This is a genomic window from Nocardia sp. NPDC005366, from assembly GCF_040606855.1.
GTDB lineage: Bacteria > Actinomycetota > Actinomycetes > Mycobacteriales > Mycobacteriaceae > Nocardia.
In genome coordinates this window covers 185715-208669 of record NZ_JBEXFQ010000004.1, presented here as the reverse complement: position 1 = coordinate 208669, position 22955 = coordinate 185715, and the positions used below count along the sequence as shown (strand labels likewise).

Annotated in this window: 21 protein-coding genes; 13 read left to right on the top strand and 8 right to left on the bottom strand. The window is 67.3% G+C overall.

Going from position 1 to position 22955, the window contains the following annotated elements; translation table 11 throughout:
• Nucleotides 1-7: 7 nt before the first annotated feature.
• The 3 genes from ABZS43_RS06800 to ABZS43_RS06790 form a co-directional block, all read right to left on the bottom strand.
• Nucleotides 8-721, bottom strand: a complete 714-nt coding sequence (locus tag ABZS43_RS06800; protein WP_355034850.1) for an ABC transporter ATP-binding protein — start codon at nucleotides 719-721, stop codon at nucleotides 8-10.
• Nucleotides 718-1839 (bottom strand): FtsX-like permease family protein, encoded by a 1122-nt coding sequence (locus tag ABZS43_RS06795; protein ID WP_355034849.1) that lies wholly within the window; start codon nucleotides 1837-1839, stop codon nucleotides 718-720. The genes ABZS43_RS06800 and ABZS43_RS06795 overlap by 4 nt, the downstream gene beginning before the upstream one ends.
• A 119-nt stretch (nucleotides 1840-1958) precedes the next feature.
• Complete coding sequence (locus ABZS43_RS06790) at nucleotides 1959-2285, bottom strand: hypothetical protein (protein WP_355034848.1); 327 nt, start codon at nucleotides 2283-2285, stop codon at nucleotides 1959-1961.
• Nucleotides 2286-2440: 155 nt separating this feature from the next.
• On the opposite strand from ABZS43_RS06790, the gene ABZS43_RS06785 reads away from it, so the two are divergent.
• The 3 genes from ABZS43_RS06785 to ABZS43_RS06775 all read left to right on the top strand — a co-directional run bounded on the left by ABZS43_RS06785 (nucleotide 2441) and on the right by ABZS43_RS06775 (nucleotide 8073).
• Nucleotides 2441-6418: a hypothetical protein gene (locus tag ABZS43_RS06785; protein WP_355034847.1), complete on the top strand. Its 3978-nt coding sequence runs from the start codon at nucleotides 2441-2443 to the stop codon at nucleotides 6416-6418.
• 225 nt (nucleotides 6419-6643) lie between these two features.
• Entirely contained in the window at nucleotides 6644-7351 is a 708-nt protein-coding gene (locus tag ABZS43_RS06780) for a hypothetical protein (RefSeq protein WP_355034846.1), read from the top strand.
• A gap of 362 nt (nucleotides 7352-7713) precedes the next feature.
• Nucleotides 7714-8073 carry a DUF4189 domain-containing protein gene (locus ABZS43_RS06775; RefSeq protein WP_355034845.1) on the top strand — a complete coding sequence of 120 codons (360 nt, stop codon included), beginning with the start codon at nucleotides 7714-7716 and terminating at the stop codon, nucleotides 8071-8073.
• Nucleotides 8074-8133: 60 nt separating this feature from the next.
• On the opposite strand, the gene ABZS43_RS06770 is transcribed toward ABZS43_RS06775, so the two are convergent.
• On the bottom strand, nucleotides 8134-9240 hold the full coding sequence (locus ABZS43_RS06770) for a hypothetical protein (RefSeq protein WP_355034844.1): 1107 nt from the start codon (nucleotides 9238-9240) through the stop codon (nucleotides 8134-8136).
• A gap of 235 nt (nucleotides 9241-9475) precedes the next feature.
• Here ABZS43_RS06770 and ABZS43_RS06765 point away from each other — a divergent pair, with 235 nt between their 5' ends.
• Genes ABZS43_RS06765 through ABZS43_RS06745 form a run of 5 tightly spaced genes read left to right on the top strand, consistent with a single transcriptional unit; the run spans nucleotide 9476 to nucleotide 15579 of the window.
• A complete protein-coding gene (locus ABZS43_RS06765; RefSeq protein ID WP_355034843.1) occupies nucleotides 9476-11371 on the top strand; it encodes a hypothetical protein in 1896 nt (631 codons plus the stop codon).
• Nucleotides 11372-11397: 26 nt separating this feature from the next.
• Nucleotides 11398-11739, top strand: a complete 342-nt coding sequence (locus ABZS43_RS06760) for a hypothetical protein (RefSeq protein WP_355034842.1) — start codon at nucleotides 11398-11400, stop codon at nucleotides 11737-11739.
• A 7-nt stretch (nucleotides 11740-11746) separates the two neighbouring features.
• Nucleotides 11747-12220: a YbaB/EbfC family nucleoid-associated protein gene (locus ABZS43_RS06755; RefSeq protein WP_355034841.1), complete on the top strand. Its 474-nt coding sequence runs from the start codon at nucleotides 11747-11749 to the stop codon at nucleotides 12218-12220.
• Between the two features lie 60 nt (nucleotides 12221-12280).
• The gene (locus ABZS43_RS06750; protein WP_355034840.1) at nucleotides 12281-14779 is read left to right on the top strand and encodes a hypothetical protein; all 2499 of its coding nucleotides are present in this window, start codon (nucleotides 12281-12283) and stop codon (nucleotides 14777-14779) included.
• Nucleotides 14776-15579: an ESX secretion-associated protein EspG gene (locus ABZS43_RS06745; RefSeq protein ID WP_355034839.1), complete on the top strand. Its 804-nt coding sequence runs from the start codon at nucleotides 14776-14778 to the stop codon at nucleotides 15577-15579. The genes ABZS43_RS06750 and ABZS43_RS06745 overlap by 4 nt, the downstream gene beginning before the upstream one ends.
• 61 nt (nucleotides 15580-15640) lie before the next feature.
• Here ABZS43_RS06745 and ABZS43_RS06740 read toward each other — a convergent pair whose 3' ends face one another.
• Complete coding sequence (locus ABZS43_RS06740) at nucleotides 15641-16465, bottom strand: SigB/SigF/SigG family RNA polymerase sigma factor (RefSeq protein ID WP_355034838.1); 825 nt, start codon at nucleotides 16463-16465, stop codon at nucleotides 15641-15643.
• Nucleotides 16466-16631: 166 nt separating this feature from the next.
• Here ABZS43_RS06740 and ABZS43_RS06735 point away from each other — a divergent pair, with 166 nt between their 5' ends.
• Nucleotides 16632-16817 carry a hypothetical protein gene (locus ABZS43_RS06735; protein WP_355034837.1) on the top strand — a complete coding sequence of 62 codons (186 nt, stop codon included), beginning with the start codon at nucleotides 16632-16634 and terminating at the stop codon, nucleotides 16815-16817.
• A 4-nt stretch (nucleotides 16818-16821) separates the two neighbouring features.
• On the opposite strand, the gene ABZS43_RS06730 is transcribed toward ABZS43_RS06735, so the two are convergent.
• On the bottom strand, nucleotides 16822-17775 hold the full coding sequence (locus tag ABZS43_RS06730; RefSeq protein WP_355034836.1) for a YihY/virulence factor BrkB family protein: 954 nt from the start codon (nucleotides 17773-17775) through the stop codon (nucleotides 16822-16824).
• 203 nt (nucleotides 17776-17978) lie between these two features.
• On the opposite strand from ABZS43_RS06730, the gene ABZS43_RS06725 reads away from it, so the two are divergent.
• From ABZS43_RS06725 to ABZS43_RS06710, 4 genes are all read left to right on the top strand, one after another.
• Nucleotides 17979-18422 (top strand): SRPBCC family protein, encoded by a 444-nt coding sequence (locus tag ABZS43_RS06725; protein ID WP_355034835.1) that lies wholly within the window; start codon nucleotides 17979-17981, stop codon nucleotides 18420-18422.
• 68 nt (nucleotides 18423-18490) lie between these two features.
• Nucleotides 18491-18622 carry a hypothetical protein gene (locus ABZS43_RS06720; RefSeq protein ID WP_355034834.1) on the top strand — a complete coding sequence of 44 codons (132 nt, stop codon included), beginning with the start codon at nucleotides 18491-18493 and terminating at the stop codon, nucleotides 18620-18622.
• A 69-nt stretch (nucleotides 18623-18691) separates the two neighbouring features.
• Complete coding sequence (locus tag ABZS43_RS06715) at nucleotides 18692-19531, top strand: SDR family oxidoreductase (RefSeq protein ID WP_355034833.1); 840 nt, start codon at nucleotides 18692-18694, stop codon at nucleotides 19529-19531.
• A 190-nt stretch (nucleotides 19532-19721) separates the two neighbouring features.
• Nucleotides 19722-20936 (top strand): phospholipase D-like domain-containing protein, encoded by a 1215-nt coding sequence (locus ABZS43_RS06710; protein WP_355034832.1) that lies wholly within the window; start codon nucleotides 19722-19724, stop codon nucleotides 20934-20936.
• A 60-nt stretch (nucleotides 20937-20996) separates the two neighbouring features.
• Here the strand turns inward: ABZS43_RS06710 and ABZS43_RS06705 are convergent, their stop codons facing one another.
• A complete protein-coding gene (locus tag ABZS43_RS06705) occupies nucleotides 20997-22190 on the bottom strand; it encodes a cytochrome P450 (protein WP_355034831.1) in 1194 nt (397 codons plus the stop codon).
• A 165-nt stretch (nucleotides 22191-22355) separates the two neighbouring features.
• On the bottom strand, nucleotides 22356-22937 hold the full coding sequence (locus ABZS43_RS06700; protein ID WP_355034976.1) for a TetR family transcriptional regulator: 582 nt from the start codon (nucleotides 22935-22937) through the stop codon (nucleotides 22356-22358).
• Nucleotides 22938-22955: the final 18 nt, after the last annotated feature.

The following is a 22955-nucleotide window of genomic DNA, read 5'->3' as shown; positions in this document are numbered from 1 at the left end:
CTCCCGGTCAATCGAGCCGTGCCAGTCTCCCGTCGATCATCTCGTACACGGTGTCGCAGTGGCCGAGCACCTCGTGGTCGTGGGTGACCATGACGGTCGCCGCCCGGTGCGTTCGAGTCTCCTCTGCGAGTAGTTCGACCACTTCCCGGCTGCGAGTTCGGTCGAGTGCCGCGGTCGGCTCGTCGACCAGGAGCAGCGTGGGTGAGGTCATCAGGGCTCGGGCGATGCCTACGCGCTGCCGCTCGCCGCCGGAGAGTTGGTGCGGGCGACGGTTCGCCTTCTCCGCCAAGCCGACCTCGCCGAGTAGTTCGAGAGGGTCGCGCGCCGGACGTCCCTTGCTGAACTTCGTCGGCAGCCGAAGCTGTTCGGCAGCGGTCAACGCCGGAATGAGGTTGCCGGACTGGAAGACGAAGCCGACCAGGTTACGGCGTAGCGCGGCGCGTGCGCGGCCACTGGACGCGGTCATATCCTGTCCGGCGACGGTCACCGTCCCGGAATCCGGCCGGGTCAGCGCACCCGCCACGGCCAGCAAGCTCGACTTGCCGGAGCCGGACGGGCCGACGACCGCGACGAATTCGCCCGGCGCGACGGTGAGCGAGACGCGATCCAGCGCCAGCATGGTGTCGTCGCCGTCGCCGAATCGCAAGCTGACCTCGTGCATCACCAATCCGGCCGCGACATCGGCCGAGTTCGCGTCTTCGACCTGCGCAGCGGTGGTCATCGGTTGCCTCCCAGTGCGGTGAGCGGATCGACCGAGGCGATCCGGATAATGGCGGCCGCGGCGCCGACGACGCCGAGGACGACGAGCAGCGCGGCTGCCGAGCCGATCGCGGACACGGTCATCGAGAACGGGACCGCGTCGCCCATCAGGCTGCCGAGGCCGACACCCGCGCCGACGCCGACCAGCACCGCGAGCACCAGGATGATCAGCGCCTGGGTCAGCCCGTCGCGGAGCAGGTAACTGGTCGGGGCTCCCATCGCGCGCAGCACGGCGAGTTCCTGCCGCCGTTGGATGGTCCACACCGTGAAGAACGCCCCGACCACCAGCGCGGAGATGGCGTACAGGAACACCTGGATCATGGTCAGCGTCAGCGTCTCGGCACTGTAGCCGGGAGACGCGGCGAACGACTCGGACAGCGAAAGGCTCTTCGTGCCCGCGGCCAGGTCTCCCGCCTCGAGGTCGACTCCGTCATCGCCTTGCACGGCGACCGCGGTGATTTCGCGGTGCACGTGCGCGGGCACCGGGTCACCCGGTTTGACCCCGGCCCTGATCTCCTGCCACACGGGCAGCGGCACATAGGCGACGTCCACGTGACCGTAGGTGTGCTGCCCGGACAGGGAGCCGACCACTGTCAATGTCGTGCCCACCCGGTCGACGGTGATGGTGTCGCCGATCTTCAGCCCGGCGTCGATCGCCGTCTCGCTGACAACGAGGCCATCGGGTGCGCCCAACCGATCACCGGCCGCCACCTGCGGGGCGAGGAACGAATCCGGCTGCACGCCGAACAGCGCGAGGTCGATCTCGACGCCGGAATCGCTGCGGGCGTTGATGAGCGCGTTACCGAAGGGCGCGGCATGCTCGACGCCGGGCCGCTCGGCCCACACGCCGACCGCGTCCTGGTCGACGACACTGCGGGAGAACGCGGAATCGGTCTGCACACCTCGAGCGAAGGCGAAGGAGGTGACAGGCAACTGCTGTAGTCCGGAGACGCCGTCGCGGACCAGCCCCTCGGAGAAGCCCGACAACATCACCATCAGTACGGCGATCAGTGAGATAACGGCTCCCACCAGGGTGAATCGGACCCAGGCGAAACGCAGTTCTCGAATGGCTAGGAACATCTCGGCTGCCTCCCGAAGAAGGTTGGAAACATCATGTCCGCATGATAGCGACAACCTGTTTCTATCTCTCGGCCGAGGGGTACCGCTTCCATTCACCGGGCGCGGGGACGATGAGCCGGTCACTGCGCCACACCAGCGATCCGTTCTCGTCGACGGCGGCGGCCAACTTCACCGGCAGCCGGGCCACATACGACCAGCACCGCCACCGCCACCCCCGTCTCGATGGCGATGGCGCGCGGCCGTCCGGCGACCACTCCGATGCGACGCGGAAGAACGTGTCCGACGGCGACCGCATGCCATCGTCGAAGCTCCGGCACGCCGCGAAGCACCAGGAAGATCATCGCGACGCCGCCGAGCCATACGGTGATCCCGTACACGTGCGCCAGCGTGCCGACGAACGACAGGGGCCACCGCCGCGCCGAGCCGCCGTGACCACCGAGCGTCACCGCGAGAATCGCCGAGACTGCCTGTAGCGCAGCTAGGTACCCCCTCCGATTCGACGTCAACACCGGATTCGGTGACGCTCACGAGTTATGCTCGACTGCGCCGGTGAGAGTTACGGCCGCAGTGGGGAATACGAGAACGTTCGGGGCGGGCAGGGGTGAGTTCCATCACGACAGACAGCGATGCGGACTCACCTCGGGCGGTCTTCGCCGAGCGCCTGTCGGAGCTTTTCGCGCTTGCGGGCAACCCTCCGTTGAAGCAGGTCGCCGAGCGAGCCGATGCCGGCGCGAAGGGGGCGCGACCTCGTGGCGCGAAACCTCTTGTCAACTTCCAGCGCATACACGCCTGGCGTGCCGGGGCGAATGTGCCCAAGGATTTCGAGCCGGTCCGATTCGTCGTGCTGGCGTTGCGGTTCTACGCGGGTAAGGCAGAGCACGATCCGATTCGATGTCAGGAACTCACGGACCTTGCCGAGTGGAAGACGTTGTGGGAGGCGGCAATACAGTGGCGTCCCCCCGTCGATGAGCTGAACTGTCCCTATCCGGGACTCGCCGCCTACGGACGCGAGGATGCACGGCGTTTCTTCGGTCGTGACGCGGTCACCGCCGAACTGACCGAATTGATCCGTGTCTCAGCCGATTCTGTCGACACCGGAGGCATGGTGATACTCGTCGGCGCCTCTGGCGCGGGGAAATCTTCGCTGCTGCACGCCGGAGTCGTGCCCGCCCTCATCGACGGGGCCGACGACTCCGGCGACAGTTGGGCATACGCCTCGCTGGTCCCTGGCGCAGACCCGACCACAGCATTGACCTCCGCGCTCGGCCTGCCCGACGCACAGTGGGCCGCCGGTGGGCGGGCAATGCTGGTCATCGATCAACTGGAGGAACTGTTCACCGTCTGCGAAGACAACAAACAGCGCGCGATATTCATCGATAGGCTCGCCGTCCTCGCCACCCGTCGCCATGACCGCTCGGTCGCGGTGGTGGCGGCGGTGCGTGCTGACTTCTTCGCTCAGTGCCTGGAATACCCGGCGCTGGAACAAGCCTTGAACAAGCGCTCCTATGTGCTTGGGCCGATGCGGTTGGCCGAGCTCCGTGAGGCCGTGTCCGGCCCGACCCGAGCGGCGGGCCTGGAACTGGATCGCGGGCTGACCGAATTGGTTGTCACCGAGTTGTGCTCGCTCAGTGAACATCACGACCGCCGCACCTACGATCCCGGTGCGCTGCCCTTGTTGTCGCACGTCATGGCCGCCACGTGGCAGCATCGGGTGAAAAGAACACTGACCGCCGAGGGATACCGTGCCGCGGGCGGGGTGGCGGGTTCGATCGAGGCCACCGCAGAGCGCGCGTGGACAGACCTGACCGACGACCAGCGGCGCGCGGCGCGACTGCTGCTGCTCGATCTCGTGTACCTCGCTCCGGACGGGCACAGCAGCCGCCGTCGGGTACCGCGCACCCAACTGCTGGCGCACTCCACCGAGCGAGCCGCCGCCGAGGCCGCGTTGGAGCAGCTGACCCGTGCGCGCCTGCTCACCACTGATCGCGACAGCGTGTTCCTCACCCACGAGATCGTGCTCAGCGCGTGGCCGAGGCTACGTGGCTGGGTCGAACAGGATCAAGTCGGTCACCTGCTGCGCCAGCAGATCGAATCCGATGCCGCGGAATGGGATCGAACCGAACATGATCCGACACTGCTGTACCGGGGCAAACGCCTGACCTCGGCCGTGCTCGGTTCGCACCCGTTGTCCGATATCGCCGCGCAATTCCTCGCCGCGGCGCAGCGGGCACGAGCACGGGCTCGCCGTGTGCTCGGAGCCAGCGTCGCCGCCGCGGCGTTGCTGCTGGTGGTTGTGTTGGTACTCGGTCTCGCCGCCTACGCGCAGAACCGCGAGAACACGATCCGGCGCGACAAGGAATTGCTGGCATCGATACTGGCCGCGTCGGAATATACGCGCAGCACCGACCCCACTCTTTCCGCGCTGTTCGATCTGTCCGCCCTCCGACTGAAACCGGACGACGACAATGTCCGTACACGAATACTGGCAACCCAGAACATGCCGTTGGCCGCGCCCATAGCCGCCCACAATGCCGCACCGGTGAACCAGATCCAGTACGTCCGCGATCGCAAACTCCTCATATCCGCCGGCGACGACCACCTCGTACGCCTCTGGGATGTCTCGGAATTCACGGCTCCACGACCGTTGGGCTCCGGACTCGATCACGGTGGCCCGGTGAGCTCTATCGCAGTGAACAACGCCGCAACGCTGCTCGCGGCGGCATCCGGTACATCGATCCGGCTGTGGGACATCACCGATCCGTCCCGCCCTGTCCACGTCGGCACGATCACGGCCGATGACGCGGTGAGCCGAGTCGCCATGAGTTCGGACGGTCGAATCCTGGCCGCAGCCGCGGATTCCGGCGCTCTTGGCTTGTGGGACGTGAGCGAACCCGAGTTTCCGGAAACGCTGAGTATCCCGCGATCCGACACCGCCGTTCGGTCGATCGGATTGCACCCCGACGGCCGGTGGCTGGCCGTAGCCACCGACGACGCCGTCCGTATGTGGTCGATCCCGGACCCGACGTCGGTGTCGGGGGCTGCGACCCCTGGACCTGTGGTCGCGCTTCCCGCGCGGGCGCCACGATCTCTGGCCTTCGGCCTCGATGGGCGTACCCTCGCCGTCGGATTCGGAGACGACTCACTGATGGCGGACCGGTCCGATCCGGCGACAGTGGCATTGTGGGACTTCACCGACCCCGAACGCCCGGTGTCCGTTGGCCCGCCATTCGAGATCGGACATCGTTCCAGTGCGCGCGCGATCGCATTCTCGCCCGACGGCGCCACGCTCGCAGTAGCCGACGGTAACCGGGTCACCGTGTGGAATATCGCGAATCGATCTCACCCCATCCCCCTGGGTGAACCACTCGTCGCCTTGTCGGATGCGTGCTCGAACGTGGAATTGGGCACGACGACCTGCGACAACCTGACCACCACACTCAGTTTCGGCTCCGACGACCATACGTTGGCCGTCGGTGCCGGGCACGGACTCGTCCGCATGTGGTCGCTGCCGCCCGCGGTGATCGGGGGCCGTCACGACTTGGGGTTGTTGCAGACCCAGAGCCTCGACGGACGGATGCTGGTCGCGGGGCTGCACAGCGACACCCGCCTCTGGGATATCAGCGATCGCAGCACTGCCAGGGAGATCGGCGACCTCGGGCCGAATAGTAAAACCGATTTCGTCTCCCCCAGTCTGAGTCGTGACGGTCGCACCGTGATTCTCACCAACGGCCCGCCCCAGCACATCGATGCCTACGACATAACGTCCGCGGGCCGACCACAGCATTTGTTCGGCGTGCCGAATACGGCCTACGGCAACATCTTGCCGACCGGCACACTGCTCACGGCGTCGTTCGACACCCAGTGGACCTTCCGACTGTGGGATCTCGCGAACCCTCGGCACCCGACCCCGACCGGCGCCCCGATACCGTTCGGCGCCATCGGCGGATCGGTGAGCCTGGCGATCGATGATCGCGCGAGCGTCCTGGTGACGTCGGCCGACGTCGACACAGGCAACGCCGGTGAACGGCAGCAGGCGATCAAACTCTGGGATATCAGCGACATTCGGGCACCGCGACAGCTCGGAGAGATTCGCAGCGCACCGTCACAGCCATTCACCTGGATCGGCATCACACCCGACGGGAACAATCTGTTGACGCTGTCGGCCGACGCTCTGCAGGCGTGGGACATCAGTCAGCGCACGATAGGTAAGGTCGCGGAACCCGTCGCCACCCACGGGCCCAACTTGACATCTGTGGACATCAGTCCGGACGGCCGATGGATCGCGACCAGCAGCTCGGACTCTTCGGTCCAGCTGTGGGACTTCTCCGATCATATTCGCCCCCGACCTTTCGGACGTTCGATCACCCTTCCCGGTACGCAAACGTGGTGGGTCTCCTTCGATCTCGCGGGGCGATACCTCACCGGGGTAGGAAACGGCACACTCAGCCTCTGGGATATCGACCCGCGCAACGCCGATCAGCGCATCTGCACCGTCGCGAATCAGGTCCTGACCGAAAAGATATGGCAGGCCGACCTACCTGGCTGGCCATACCGACCACCGTGCCGGGAATCTCGATAGAATGTCGCGGCGAGGTGGGGGGTAGGCGCACCGTCCGGGTGGTCATCGACACCGGTCATATCGACCCGAGCCCCGTCCGCTCCGCCGTGAGAAAGAGACCTGTCGTGTCCGCTGCCAAGGTGATGCGTGGATATCGTCGTGGCCGCAGCCGGTAGCAGCCCGCCTGTGCGTCGTCACCGAATACCGTGCGGCGCACGGTGGATCAGATGTGCGGCCCGCGTCGCCGTGACCGCACTGCTCGCGGCGATCGCGATCACCCGAACGATGACAGCTCACGCCGACGATCGCGTCGCCATCGGGAGCGGTACCGCACTGCTGTCGCTCCACGGTGTACCGCAACAGCACTCGCGATTCAGCTATAGCTGCACGCTCACCGCCGTCGGTTACGACAACGCCGGCCGACTGATCGGGATCACCAACGCGCACTGCTTCTACGACAACTTCGGCGACCAATGGCTCTATGACGCCATTTACCTCGAAAGACCCGGACAGACCGGCTTCATCGACGTCGGCATCGGGCCCATCGGACACGTCGCGGTCATCGGTCCCGGCAATCCCGTCGCGCCGGGGCCATCCGGAGTCGGCCTCGACTACGCCGTCATCGTCTTCGATTCCACCAAAGTCGCCCCGTCCGCATCTGTCGGCGCCACACCCGTGACCGATATCGGCCCGCCCCCGCCGCCCGGCGCACCCGTCTGCAGGCACGGCAGCCGCACGGGCCGAACCTGCGGAATCATGTTGGGCCACAGCGGTCCCTATTTCATTACCACCCTGATCGAAAGCCCGGGAGATTCCGGGGCGCCGGTCCTTTCGGGCAGCACACTCATCGGCACACTCTGGATGACCTCGACTGCCACCTCGATATCGGCAATTCTGGCCGACCTCGACCAAATCGGCGGGATCGGCGCGGGATTCCATCTCGCCACACGCTGATTCGCTATCAGTGACAGGCCGCGGGCGAGACTTCTTCGCCCGCGGCCACCGTCCTTTCCGGACATCCTGAGGGCATCAGGCGGAAACCGTCGCAGCACACCTGATGTCACTTCCCGGAGCTCGATTCAGCTTCCGGACCGGAACCCGGACCTTGTTTCACACTTACGGTCAGGAATTCCCGCCCATCCGCCCTGACCAGCGGTTTCATAACCTTCGTCGAAATCGATGCTCGTGCCGCTTCGGCTCTGAACCTACTTTTTTGTTAGTGCGGCCGGATCGACTCGATTCTCGGGAATCAGGCCGCACGGCGGCTACGGATTCCCATTTCGAGAATCCACATTTCGAAACGAGGTCAAAAGATCATGCAACGAATCTTCACCAAAGCTATTGCCATCGCAGCACTCGGTGTATCGGGTCTGCTCGCCGCTCCGGCACCCGCGCACGCCTACACCACTTATGGTGCGATCGCGGTATCAGGAAATGGCGCCACCGGCCAAGCCTGGAACTATCCGTCGCGGGCCAGCGCCGAACAAGCCGCCCGCTCGGAGTGCGGGTATTCGGACTGCACCGTACTCGTATCGTTCACCCGGTGCGGCGCCGTATCGGATTCACCCGGTGCGGGCATGTACACCGGCGGGTACGGCGCAACCCGCGCCGAAGCCGAACAAGCCTCACGCCGCTACACCGATTCCTACGTCATTGCCTCGGTGTGCACTTCGTAAGAATTCACCTGCGCCCGGCCTGCCCAGTATCGATCCAGAACGCTGCGGCAGGCCGGACAATCACTCGTCGACCGCCACACCCGCCATGATCAACTGGAGGTAGGCATCATCGATATCCCCCTCGCCGAAAACCGCGGCGAGCGAGGAACGTCCGATCTCCCCGCGATCGGCGGCCTGCACCAGCCCGAGCGCCGCCTCGCGGGCCCCGGCCCCCGGTTCGTCCTCCCTCAGCGCGGCCACAATGGCGGCGGCGCTCTCCCGGCTCCACACACCGGGTACCGCCGCGGCGACCTCGCCCGCGGCCGGTGAGTCCCCGCGGTACCACCGGCCGCGATCCCACCAGTAGCAGAAGGACAGCAGGCCGGTGCCCGCGCGCGGGTTCAGCATCGGATTCGCCACCCATGCGGGCGCGCCCGCGTACAGGTCCGGCATCGGCGCTCCGGCGTTGTAGACCGCGTCCAGGACCGGGGCGTTCCACACTCCGCCGGATAGGACGGCCCGATCGCCCGGCATGATCCAGAGCGAGGAGCCGCTGCGCTCGGCGCCCTCGAACAAGCCCAACGCGGGCAGGACCCGCGGGCCCCACGGGGAGCCGGCCGCCACGAATGCCGCGGACAGCAACGCCCAGCGCGCCACCATCAACGGCAGCGCGGGCAGACCGTCCTCAACTACCGCCCCGCCCGGCTCGGCCCGCGCCGCCGTCTGGGCTGGCCGCGACTGCCGATCGGCGTGATCGATGTAGGCGGCGAGCCACACCGGCAGCCGGTCGCGCGGGAAAACCTCGAGATCCGCGCGATAGACCTCGGCGGGGAAGAGGTGTTCGTCGGGGAACGGTTCGTCGCCGAAGTCGTAGTCGGTCCGCACCTCACCGGAGGCCGACACCACGAGCAGGTAGCGCCACCACGGCCCCTCGGGCCGGGCGGCCGATGCCTCCCGGTGCAGGCGGACCAGCGCCATGACCTCCTCCGGCGGCACAATCTGGACCGGACGGTCCTGGTCGTCGACGGCGACGACCGAGGCCAGCTCGGCGGCGACCGTCAGCACGAATACCGCGTGAATCTCGTTGCCGCCCTGCGGACCGAGCCCGGTCAGCAGCTCGGCGATCCTGCGGCTCATCGCATCCGGCGGCGCTGATCGGCCCTCGGTCGGCTCTTCGTCTCCGGTCACGTTATGGCACCTCCTCGATCGCGGCGCAGGCTATCATCCGGCGGGAAACGAACGGTGTTGCCGACAGCTGGGTTTCGTATTCCGCTTCTCGACCCATGCTGTGCGCGAGCAGAATTCGCTTGCGCGTCGATGAGGGTTCAACTTCCTGCGGTCTAATCCGACGACATCGACCGCCGAGGAGGACAGCTGTGCTGAGCAATCCGAGAGGACGTTTCGGGTCCACCGCGGAGCGGTCGTGACCCTTTACCTGCCGGACGGGTTGCAGTGGCTGGCCTGGGTGGCCGGCACGACCTGGCCGGAGGGCGACGAGGACGCCGCATGGGCGGTCGCGGAGGCGTGGAAGACGGCGAGCAACGAACTCGAGGCGCTGCTCGCGGGCATCGACGCGGCCGAACAGGCCACGGTGGCGGCATACCCGGCCGGGGACGGCGGCGCGGCGATGGGGGCCCGCTACGACACCCTGCGCAGCGGGGATCAATCCGTGGAGGCGCTGGCGAAACTGATGGGCACGGTCAGCGACAGCGCCTTCGACATGGGCACCGAGATCCAGGCGACCAAGATCACCGTCATAGTGACCCTGGTCTGGCTCGCGGTCGAGATCCTGTGGGCGTGGGTGTTCCCGCCGACCGCACCCGCGGTCGAGGCGGCCGCGATCACCACGACCCGGTCATTCCTCAAGGTGTTCGAGGATTTCGTCCAGAAGATCATCACGAATATCGCCGCTCGACTCGGCGCCCCGACGGTCAAGCGGCACTTCTGGTCCCACGCGGCGCGGCTGCGGCCGGTGCTGCCGACGGCCAAGGGGTACGGCGTCTACGGCGTGCGGGCGATCGAGGCCGCCGCCATCACCGGAACGATCAATGGATCGGTGCAGGTCGGCCAGCTCGCGGCGGGCAAGCGCCGCCACTTCAACGGCGGCGAGTTCGGGCTGTCGGTCCTCGCGGGCGTCGCGGGCATGATCCCCGGCCGCGAGGTCGGCCGCTATCTCGGAAAAGGCATCGACAAAGTCGCGGGCAAGAATCTCGACAATGTGGCGGGCCGCGTGGGCCGGGGCGCCGTGATCGGCGGCACCTCCGGCGCCGTCGGCACCGCCTTCGGGAATGTGGCGGCGGGCGCGGTCACCGGTGACTGGTCGTCGTTCTCCTCCGGTGCCGGCTGGGTCGGCGGCATCGCGCGCGGCGGCATCGTCGGCGGGGCGCGCGGCGGATTCGCCCTGGGAACCCCGATTCCCCCGGGGCGTGGGGACATTCGCTCCTACGTGTGGATGCCGAAACCCGCGCCCGGCAATACCGCACGCCCGCCGGTCAACGACGGATCATCCACCGGCACGGGCGGGAGCGGGTCCTCGTCGGCGACCACCGGCGGGTCGACGAGTGTCCAGGACGGGCGATCATCGATCGCGGGCGGCAGCGGTACGTCGACCCAGGCGGGCCGCGGCGACGGCTCCTCGTCCTCGGGCAGCTCCGTGTACTACGAGGCCACCGGCGGATCCAGCGGCGGATCCAGCGGCGGCAGCGTCGGCGCGGGATCGGGCCGGACGGTGTATCACGATGCCGTGAGCACGTTTTCGGGCTCGTCCTCGGGCTCGTCCTCGGGCTCGTCCACGGGATCGACCTCCAGCTACGCGACGGCTGTCGGCAGCGGACAGTCCGGCCATTTCGTCGGCAGGCCACCTACCTCGTGGGAGTCGTCGGTGGACGGCTGGGGCACGACCGGACGCCCGCCGCCCGGCGGCACGGGATTTCAGGGGGGAGCGCCGCTTCCACCCGCGCCCCTCCCGCCCGGTGGTGCGTCACCCGCGTCGTCCATCTCCGCCGGACACGCGCCGCCCGACCCGAACGGCGGGGGGTCGTACTCCACCGGATCCCAGACAAGCGGTACGGCAGGCACACACGGAAACCCGATCGTCACCGGCGCCGACCAACCGTTCCTCGGTGAGGGCAAGGATGTGCGCGGCAAGCCGCGCCCGAAACTGTGGCCGTCGGTGGAGCCGCTACCCGGCGCCTACACGCCGCCTTCCGGGGTCGGGTCGCAGCCGAGCGACTGGCTGCCCGCGGCGCTGTCCCCCGAGACCGACGCGCGGGCCGACGCCGTCGGCCCCGAGGACGTCGATATTCCTTTCACCCTCTAGACCGCCGACATCGAAGGGAGTGCCGTATGGCCGATCGCGTGGAGGTCGACCCTCAGCAGTTGCGCCGGGCCTCGGAGCTGACCGCGGAGTTGTCGACGAAGATCACGGCAACCGCCGACAGACTCCGCAACGCCCTCGCGGGCATCGAATCCGACGCCACCACCGCGCCCTGGGGAAATGACAAGCGGGGCAAGAAGTTCGCGGAGGGCGACAAGGGTTACCAGGCCGCGCGGAAGAATCTGCTCGACGGCGCGACCGGGGCGGCACAGGCGCTGCACGACATGTCGGAGGGCCAGCGCGAGGCATCGGACGCGCTGACCAACACCGATCAGGCATCCGGCGGGCAGTTCGGCGGGGGAAACGGGTGAGCGTCTCATGGTGAACGACCGCTTGCGCGCGGATATGGCGACGATGCTGGACGGCCTCGGCGAGCAGTTCCGCGGAATCGCCGAACTGCAGAAGCAGCGCTCGCTGCTCACGGCCACCGTGACCGCCTGCGAGAAGCGCATCGAGGTGATGGTGAACGCCGACGGTGTCCTGATCGCCACGAAATTCGCCGACGACGTCCTCGATCTGAGCCTCGAGGAGATCGCCGCGAATCTCACGGCGGCCGTGCAGGCCGCAGCCGCCGAAGTGGCCGCTCGCGGAAGGGAATTGATGACGCCGCTGCTGGAACGCAGGAACGCGCTGCCGAAGCTCTCGGAAATCGTCGAGGGCGCACCCGACCTGGGCGCGATGCTGCCGACCGCACCCGCCCCGCCGACGACGCCACCCGACCCGACCCGTTGGCCCGCCGACGATTCCGCTGCCACGGGGTCGCGGTCGATGGTCGCCGACAACGACGACTGACATACCGGCAGTGGACACCACAAGAAGCCGGGATCCGATCCCCGACGAAGAAAGGTGACGATGGCCCTCGAACCGAACACGTGGTCCGGCCTGGAGAACCAGGCGAAGGCGGGGTATCTGAAGTTCGACGCGGCCAATGCCTTGGCCGCGGCCAAAGCAGCCGCCGACCTGGTCGATGATCTGCTCGGGATGGCCGCCGCGGTGACCGACCTGCGGCTGAACAATTTCGCCCCCATCGGCACACTGACCTCCGGCGCCCAACTGGCAATGGCGTTCACCACCAAGGGTTCCCGCCTGCACACCATCCTCGGCGACCACGCGAAGATCGTCACCGATATGGGCGAGACCTACATCGCCGCGGGCAGGGCGTACGCGACCGCCGACGGCGATTCCGGCGACAACTTGAGGGCGCTCGGCGAGCTGAAGATGCCGACCGCCGCGACGCCCTACACCCCCGGCAACCGGGCACCGGGAGCTCCGGCCGCCGAATTCGACCAGCCCAGTGGCGGTTTCACGTGGAAGGACGAAAACGGCGGAACCCATACCCTGAAGGCGAACGCCGAGAGCTTCCCCTCGTCGTTGAAGGACTACCAGGGCGCGAAGGACACCGGCGTCACGGCCAACATCGAGAACAAGGACAGTCTCAGCTTCAGCGAGATGTACGAACTGGGCCGCGATCTCGATCCGCAACCGGTGCTCGCCGCCGCGGGCACCTGGCACACCCTGGCCGATGACCTGCTGGGCAGGCTGAACAACTTCGTGACCGTGATCTCGGCGGGCACCGATGGCTGGGAGGGGCAGGGCGCGACCGCGGCCGCGGCGGCGGTCCAGAACTACTCCGACGGGGTGCAGCCGCTGATCAGCTCCATGATCGCGATGAGCCAGAACCTCGACTACACCGCGCAGTGGCTATATCTCACCAAACTGAGCATGCCCGCGACATCGGATCCCGGTGACTGCTGCCCCGGTGTGGTGACCAGGCGGTACCGCAAGGAATGGCAGAAGCACTACGGCGAGGGCATGAAGAACACGGTGTCGGTGATGCCGGTGGTCGACGGGCCCATCGCCACCCCGCAGCCGTCCGGGGGCCAGGGACAGAACCAACCGGGCAACAACGGGAACGGCCAGGGCGGCCAACAGGGCGGCGGTTCCGGTTCGGGCGACCAGGGCTACGGCGGCCAGGGCTATGGCGACCAGGGCGCAGGCACCCCATCGACCGACTACCGCACCGGCTATCAGGAGGGCTACCGCGAGGGCCTGGAGGCCGGACAGGGCGGCTACGGCTCCGCGGGTTCGGGCCCCGGCTCGGGTGTAGGTTCCGGCGCGGGTCTGCCCGGCGCCGCAAGCCAGGCCGGCGACGGCTCTCTCGCGGGCGGTTCCCTGCCCGCGGGCTACGACGCCGCCGGCACCGGATCCGGCGCGGAATCGGCGGGCGGCGGCACCGATCCCGCGGGCCTCGTCGGCGGTGCCGCCGGATCCATCGGCAGCGCGACACCCACGCGTTCGTCCGGCGGATCGGGAAGTTCCGCCTTCCCCCGCAGCAGCGTGTCTCCCACGGGACAGCCCGAATTCTCCTCGGGCGGCGCCATGCCCGATGTCGCCTCCCTCGGTTCGGCGCCACTGCCTCGGATGTCCTCCGGGGCGGGCGGTTCGTCCGGCGGGACGTCGTCGGGATCGGGCCGCCCGGGCGCCGATACCGGCGCGGCGTCTCTCGAGGACGCCCTCGCCAGGGCCACGGGCGCGGATCCCGCGCAGGTGCGGTCGGTCCTCGATAATCTCCCGGGTCTGCTCGACGAGAACACCCTGTCGGGACTCACCGGGTTGCCGCCGGAGCAGGTGCGTTCGATTCTGGACAGCATCCCGGAAGTGGTCGACGAGGGCGCGCTGTCCAGGCTCAGCGGTGTGGACGCGGCGGGGGTGCGCTCGGTCCTGGAAAATCTCCCCCGCGCACTGGATGAGCAGGCGCTCGCGGCGGCGACCGGCACGTCGGCCGCCGGGGCGGGTCTCGCGTCGCCGGACGCGGCATCGGCGACGGGCGCCGGGTCACTCGCTTCGGCGGGCCGGGATCTCCTCGGTCAGGTGGGGAAGGCGCTGACCCAGGGGCTGGAGGCCTTCACCCAGATCGGGAGCACACTTCCGGGCGTGGAGGGCATGCAGGAGTTGTTGCGGCAGTTCGATCCGACCGCGCTGGCGGCTGCGTCCGGGGAGGTTCCCGTCGATCCCGCGGGCGCGGGCGGCGCGGGTGTCGGCGGCGGCGGCGGAGGAGCCGGGGTGGAGGCCGGCCTGTCGGAACAGCCGACCCAGCAGTCCCGCGCCGCGCTGTACCCGCGGGCGTCGCTGCCCGGCGCGGAAACGCCGGTCTATCCCCTCGCGGCCACGGCTGCCCGCGCCGACAGCATGCCCGCCGGTGCGCCCATGATGGGATCGCCCGGCGCGGGCGGTGGCGCGTCCCAGGGCAACACCGCCCACAAGCCCGCCAAGTTCCTACAGTCGAAGGTGCACCTCGACGAAGCCATCGGGCCGGTGCCCGACCGAGTGAAGCCGGTGGTCGACTCATGAATCGGACCTGGGAATTCACCGACCTGGAGTTCAACCTGCTCTGCGAAGATGTCCGGCAGGGCGAACTGCCCGCGCCGTTCGTCTTCACCAGCCGCACCCGGCTCGAGGCGGACTACGAGCTGGAGAAGGCGCAGGTCCGCCAGCAGTTGCGGCGCCGACACGACCACGATCTGGACGCTCTGGCCGGCGCGATCGCCAAACCCGATATCTTCGTCGTCGCGCACGCGTGGAACGACCAGGATTTCGGCAATCCCGAAGCGCGCACCAGGGTGCACGCGATCCGGCACCGGGCACGCGGCTACGTGATCACCCAGCGGCCGGGCGAAACCCTTTCGCACAGCGGTGGTTTCGACGTCGTCGAATGCGATCCCTACACCCTGGCCGACGCCGTGCTCGGACTGCTTCCCCGCTGCGCCGCGGGCAAACTCGACGATATCCGCCTCGCACTCCCCACCACCGAACCCGAGCCCCAGCACGACCGCCCGTCCTCCATGATCTCGGACAATGACGACGAGCCGGACGACGACACCGCCCGCAGCGCCGCGTTCTTCGATACCCCCGCCGTCAGCACCGGGATCGTCAAGGTGCTGCAGGGCCACTCCAAGTACGGACCACGGGGCCGGATCGAGGCGGGCCTGCTGTGGCGGGATCTCCCCGACGACGGACGCTACGTGATACCCCTGGACCATCCCGCCCCGGTCGCCACCGCCATGGGCAGCGATCGGCTGCTCCTCTGGATGCGCGACCGGATCGAGGAGATTCTCGCGCGGATGGAATCGCATATGGAAACCGAGGAGTGATCGGGCCGACCAGCACCTCGGTCATATCGAGAACTCACGCCGCCACTTCGACTCCCCATTGTCAGGCGGCGTGATTTTCGGCTTCGGGTTCGGCCAGTGCCCGCTCCCGCAGCTGCCTGAAGATCCGCGTGAGCATTCGCGAGACCTGCATCTGAGAGACACCGATGCGTTCGGCGATCTGGGCTTGAGACAGACTCTCCGAGAACCGCCACACCAGCACCTGCCGCTCCTCGGCGGGCAGCGCTTCCAGCATCGGGCGTACCGCGAGCGCGTCTTCGATCAGCCCGTAGGACGACTCCTCCGTGCCGAGGCGCGCGGCGGTGGAGTTGCGCCTCTCGCCATCGTCGTCGCGGAATACCGCGTCGAGGGAATCGGAACGGTACGCGTTACCCGCTACCAGCGCCTGGGTGACTTCGACCCGATCGAGACCGAGTTCGGCGGCGATCTCACTCGGGCGTGGCATCCGCCCCAGTCTCTGCGCCAGCTTTTCGATCGCGGGCCCGATCAGCGCGTGGGTCTCTTTGGTACCGCGGGGCACCCGCACCGCCCAGGACTGATCCCGGAAGTGGCGACGGACCTCACCCATGATGGTCGGGATCGCGAAGGACAGGAAACTCGTCCCGTGGACGGGATCGAAGCGGTCGACCGCACCGAGTAATCCGAGGCACGCCACCTGCCGCAGATCGTCGTCATCGATGCCGCGACCGCGGAATTTCCGCGCGATGTTCTCGGCCAGCGGCACACACATCCGGATGATTTCCTCCCGCACCGCGGCCCGGTGCGGATCGGCTTCGTCGAGGGCGGCGAGTTTGTCGAACCAGGGGTCGATGTCGTCGTAGGAATCGCCGCGGGACGAAGCGGATGTCCTGTTCGAGTATTCGCTCATGAGAATCAGCTCTCGGCTCCGGGGATACGACTTCCAGTGATCGCCCGGATAACCCCAGGATGATGGCTTCAAACCCTCGGTTCCAGGATTTTTTTCCGACGAGGGCCCGTCGCGCTCGCCGAGCACATTCCGGTTTGACCACGACGAGAACGGGGAGACGAACACTATGGCAGTGAAAACACCCCGTCCCGGCCCCCGGCGGATCGAAACCGGCAGCGCATGGCTTTCCGGCCTGATCGTGGCTACTCTCTCCGGCGGCGTCGCCGTCCTGTCCGCCTCGGTCCTGTCCGCGGTCTTCGTCGCTTTCGGAATCACCGTCGCGCTCGCCCTGGCCCTCGGCTTCCTCCCCTGATCGGTCATTCCGGTTGGTCCCGAGGCGGCAGGATGGGTTCTTCGTCGGCCGATCCCCCCTGCTCGATACGTCGACCCCGGGCCAATTCCGCGTCGAATTCGGCGCCTAGCAGTATCGCGACGTTGGTCAGCCACAACCACACCAGGAATACGATCGCCCCGGCCAGCGAGCCGTAGACCTTGTTGTAGGAACCGTAATGAGCGGCATAGAACGCGAACCCGGCCGAAGCGGCAATCCATATCAGCACCGCGAGCACGCTGCCCGGCGTCAACCAACGGAATCCGAGTTGGCGGGCATTGGGGGCCGCCCAGTACAGCAAGGCGAATGTCAGACTCACCAACGCCGCCATGACAGGCCATTTCACGATCCCCCAGACCGTCACTCCCACCGACCCGAGCCCGAGCCAGCGCCCCACGGTGTCGGCCACTCGGCCGCTGACCAGTACACCGACGGCACACACCCCGACCATGAACACGATTGCGGCAGTCAGAGCGATCCGCAGCGGAACGGTCTTCCAGATCGGGCGACCTTCCTCGGTGTCGTAGACGGCGTTCGCCGCGCGCACGAAAGCTCCGACGTAACCCGACGCCGTCCACAACGCGGTCGCCATGCCGATGATCGCCAATGGTCCCGCGACAGAATGCGAGCGCTGCAATTCCTCGAGCACGTGCACGACGACCGAATTGCCGCCGCCGTTGCCGACTTCGTTGATGGTATCGACCAGCGACTGCGTCGCCGATGGCCCGGCCAGCCCGAGCAGCGCGGAGAGCACGATGACACCGGGGAACAGCGAGATCACGCTGTAGTAGGTCAGCGCCGCCGCCCAGTCGGTGAGGTTGTCCGCCTGGAACTCGGTCACCGTGCGCCGCAGCACACCCCACCACGACCGCCATCGCAATGCCGAGGGGCCACTGATGCGACGGTGTCCCGTGTCCCCGTGTGTCGAGATATCAGTCATCCGTTCAACCTCCCGCTCGCCCACCCCATACCCGCGAGGCCACGGGCGAAACGGGCGCGCCCCACTGGAAGAAACGCCTTCGCCTTCCCTGAGCGAACGCGCATGGGCATCGGATCGGCCATATCTCCGTACACGCCGATCACCTCGCGCGGTTTCGATCGGACGCCGGTGGGCACTCGCGGCACATGAACGGTGTCGAACGAATGATTCCGGTTTCCGCCGAACAGCTGTTCGAAACCCTCGCGGATGGTTGGCTCTATTCCGGTTGGGTCGTGGGCGCTTCGCATATCCGCGCCGTCGACTCGGATTGGCCGCAGGTGGGGGCCCGCATCCATCACAGTGTCGGCCCGTGGCCGTTCACTGTCGCGGATACCACCGAGGTGACCGCGGTCGATCCGCCGTATCTGCTCGAATTGAACGCCAGGCTCTGGCCCGTCGGCGCGGCCCGCATCCGCATGGAACTGAACGAATTCGAACAGGACCTCACCCGTGTCCGGATGCTCGAGCACGCGGTGCGCGGTCCCGCCGCGCTGGCACCGGAAGCCGCACAGGAGTTCTTGCTGGCGCCGCGCAATCGCGAATCGCTGGCACGTCTGGCCGATCTCGCGGTCGGCCGGGACCAGAGGAAAATCACCGGACAGCAGTAGGCGCGCGACCGAGCCGGTGCTGATCGGCCCGCTCGTTAGGTCCGGCAAACACGGGGTACTGCCCCCGCATGGAACTACTCGTGATCATCGGCCTCATCGTGCTGGTCGGTGCGGTGGTGCTGTACCGCAAGTTCAAGGGCACTGACAAGGACACCGACATGTCCACCGGCAATCCACCCCACGACAACGACGAAGCGTAGTCGGCGCACTGCTCGCCGGGTACCGCACTGGACGAGCGAGTTCGTCGGCTCTCGTCAGAGGAGGAGACCATGGGATTTCCCGAACAGCAGCAGCACGTGCCCGGCCTCCAGTCCCGCATGTCACCGGTCCCGGACTGCGGGGAGCAGAGCTATCGCGGCTCCGGGAAGCTGACCGATAAGGCGGCGGTGATCACCGGGGCCGACAGCGGCATCGGCCGGGCCGTCGCCATCGCCTACGCGCGAGAGGGCGCCGATGTCCTGATCTCCTACCTCGACGAGGACGACGACGCGAAGGAAGTCGCCGACCTGGTCGAACAGGCCGGTCGCAGAGCGGTCCTCGTGCCGGGCGACCTGGCCGACGCCGGACACTGCCGCGCCGTCATCGATCGCGCGGTTCGGGAATTCGGCAAAATCGACGTATTGGTCAGCAACGCGGCCTATCAGATGACGCACGAGACGATCGAAGAGATCAGCGACGAAGAATTCGACCACACCTTCAAGCTCAATGTCGGCGCGTACTTCTACCTCGTGAAGGCGGCATTGCCGCATATGCCGTCCGGCTCGTCGATCATCGGCAGCTCCTCGGTCAACTCCGATATGCCGTCGCCGACGCTCGCGCCCTACGCCGCGACCAAGGCGGCGATCGCGAACTTCTCGGCCAGCCTCGCCCAATTGCTGGGAGAGCGTGGAATCCGCGTCAACAGTGTTGCGCCCGGCCCGATTTGGACACCGCTGATTCCGTCGACCATGCCGCCGAAAAAGGTGGCGGGATTCGGCGACGACGTACCGTTGGGCCGGGCCGGTCAGCCCGCGGAACTCGCGCCGACCTATGTACTGCTGGCCTCCGACGACGGCAGCTATATCTCCGGTGCCCGCGTCGCCGTCACCGGAGGCAGACCGATTCTGTGATCGAGGCGTTCACGGACGGGCGACAGCCAGGCGAGCCTCGCCGGGGCGCGCCCGTCTCGATCGTTTGGCGCGCCGTACGCGGGGAATGCCCTCCGAGGCTGCCCGGACCAGCGACAGCTGTCGGCGCACGTGCGGACTCCACCGGACCGGGCATGCGGGAACCGACTCGTGCACCGGCGGAGGAGAGACCATGACCAGCACCGACCATGTACCGAATTCCGTCGCGCCGGTAGCGGAACCCGATGTAGCAGGGGAGCGCGCCGCGCGCATTCGGCGGCGGCTGGAGCGGCTCATCGGTATCGCCGCGACCGAGGGGAACGCACTCGTCGCTCTGCGAAACGGGGATGAGATCTTCCCGGCGATGCTCGACGCGATCCGCTCGGCCGAGCACACCGTGGACTTGATGACCTTCGTGTACTGGCAGGGTGATATCGCGCGGCAGTTCGCCTACGCGCTCGCGGATCGAGCCCGGGCCGGATTACGGGTGCGGCTGCTGTTGGACGGCTTCGGCAGTCGGCTGATCGAGAAGGATCTGCTGGAATCGATGGATCAGGCGGGTGTCGAGATCGCCTGGTTCCGCAGACCCCTGTATCTGTCTCCGTTCAAGCAGAACCACCGCTGTCACCGCAAGGTGCTGGTCGTGGACGAGCAGGTGGCCTTCACCGGCGGGGTCGGCATCGCCGAGGAGTGGTGCGGCAACGCGAACAACGAACACCAGTGGCGCGATACGCACGTGCGGATCCAGGGCCCCGCGGTGGACGGTGTCGCCGCGGCCTTCGCGCAGAACTGGGCCGAATGTCACGACGAACTCTTCGACGACCACGACCGCTTCACCGCCCACGACAACCACGGTGGCGCGGTGGTGCAGGTGGTGCGCGGTTCGGCCAGCTTCGGCTGGCAGGACATGCAGACTCTGCTCCGGGTGGTGATCGAATCGGCCGAGCGGCGTTTCCGGTTGGCCACGGCCTATTTCTCACCGGACGCCTACTTCATCGAATTGCTGTGCGCCGCGGCGCGGCGGGGCGTTGAGGTGGAAATTCTGCTACCCGGCCCCTATACCGATAAGCGGGTCTGCCAGCTGGCGGGGCAGCACTATTACGAAGAACTGCTCGCCTGCGGTGTGCGGATCCTGCAATATCAGCCGACGATGATGCACGCCAAGATCATCACCGTCGACGGGATCGCGTCCCTCATCGGATCGACCAACTTCAACCGGCGCTCCCTCGACCACGACGAGGAGATCATGCTCGCGGTTCTGGACGAGGAGTTCACCGCCACGCTCGACGCCCATTTCGAGGACGACAAGGCGGTCAGCGTGCCGATTCAGGAGGGACGCTGGAAGCGACGGCCGCTATTGCAGCGGGCCCGCGAAGCGGCCGTCCTGCCCATCCGCCGCTTTCTGTGAGCGGGGTGTCGCCCCGAGACCATCGACATACTCGGGGTTTACGCACAGGCAGTGCCGGGGTCAGCCGACGGTGATCGGCAGGGTTTCCCAGCCGCGCACCGTGGATGTCGAAGACAGGGCGAGCGCGTCCCAATCGACGTCCCACCGCGGGAAGCGTGCGAGGAATTCCTCCAGCGCCACTCTGGCTTCGAGTCGGGCCAGCGCGGCGCCCAGGCAGAAGTGAGTGCCGAGACCGAAGGTCCGCAGGTTGTTCATCTTGCGGTGGATGTCGAAGCTGTCCGGGTCGGACCAGCGGTCTTCGTCCCGGTTCGCCGAGGCGATCAGCAGCATCATCGCGCTGCCCGCGGGCACGGTGCTGCCGTAGAACTCGACGTCGGTCGTGACATATCGGGCGATGGCGTGACCGGTCGGTTCGAACCGCAGCGCCTCTTCGATCGCGTTCGGGATCAGCCGCGGGTTATCGACGAGTTCGGCGCGCTGGTCGGGGTACCTGGCGAGCAGCGAACCCAACCAGCCGATCAGCCTGGCCGTGGTCTCGTTCCCCGCACCGGCCACGACGGAGATGTAGGTCAGGATCTCCTGACGGGTCAGCGTCCGTGTCACACCGTCGGTGTCTTCGAATTCCGCGCGCAGCAACTCCGTCATCAGATCGTCGGATGGGTGTTCGGCGCGCCAGTCGATGTACTCCGCGAAATGGTCCGCGTGCGGAATCGCCTTGTCGGACACCTGCATCTGCTGCCCGGGCTCGGTACGTAGATTCGCGTCCGCACGGTCGCGGACCGCCTGCTGGTCCGACTCCGGGATCCCGAGCAGCATTCCGATCACCCGCATCGGCACCTCGTTCGCGAACGAGGTCATGAGATCGAAGCGATCGAGACCGGCGAGCCGGTCGAGCGAGCGGGTGCACATGTCCCGGATCTGCGGCTCCAGAGACAGCACCCGCCGCGGCGTGAATACGCGCGCGAGCAACGCGCGATGGACGTCGTGGGCCGGCGGGTCCTCCATCAGCAACGTGCCCGGGGGAATCTCGATGCCCGCCTTGATGATTTCCAGGATCGGACCGCGCGAGGAGGAGAAGGTCTTCCAGTCGAGCAGGGCGCGGTCGATGTCCTCGCAGCGACTGAGAGCGTAGAAGTCGTGCTTGTCGTTGTAATAGAGCGGCGCCTCGGCGCGCAGCCGCCGGTAGATCGGGTACGGGTCTCGCGCGATGTCACGGTCGAAGGGATCCCAGTAGACCGGACCTTCATGACTCACCGGCGCGACTCCTTCGGTCGCTGCGGTAGGGCGGTATGCGCGTGTTTCGGACATGCTGTCTCGGGCCTCTCGGGCTGGGTCTGCGAGTTCGGGCGCAGAGCACTGTCAGGGTCGTGGATCGGCGGGTCTCCCGCGTGGAATGTCAACTGGCCTGGCGTTTCCCGGCTATCGCTGCGCGCGGGCGGCTTCGTAGCCGGAGGTCAGCCAGAACATGGTGCGGTCGATCGCGGGGACGATGTCGGTCGCCTCGATCTCCCCTGCCGCGAAGCGTCCCATCAGTCCGTACACCAGGCTGCTGAGAATCGCGTCGAGGTCCTGGATGAATTCGATGTCGACGTCTTCCAGTGCGGCCATCGCGGCGGGAAAGACGGCCTCGATTCCGTGGCTCATCAACGTCGCTCCGCTCGCCGAGGCGCGTGCGCGGAAGTACGCGGCGAGCAGGCCGGGATGACGCTCCCATGGCTCGAAGATCGGACGCAGCACGCGCATGAGGGCGACGTGCAGGGATTCGCCTGGGTGGACGGTGTGTTCGGACAGCTTGGCATAGCAGTTCTCCGCCATCCACCAGTCCAGCGCCGCGAGGATGAGTTCGTCGCGAGTGCCGTACAACTTGTAGATCTTGGTGAGCGACACCCGAGCCTGCCGAGCGACCTCGCGCACCTGTATCGCGTCGTAGCCCTCGACCTCGAGCAGTTCCACCACCGCCTGGCGAATGCGTTGCTCGCCCTGTCCGAGGGCCGAGTCCATGACGACAGCGCGGTACTC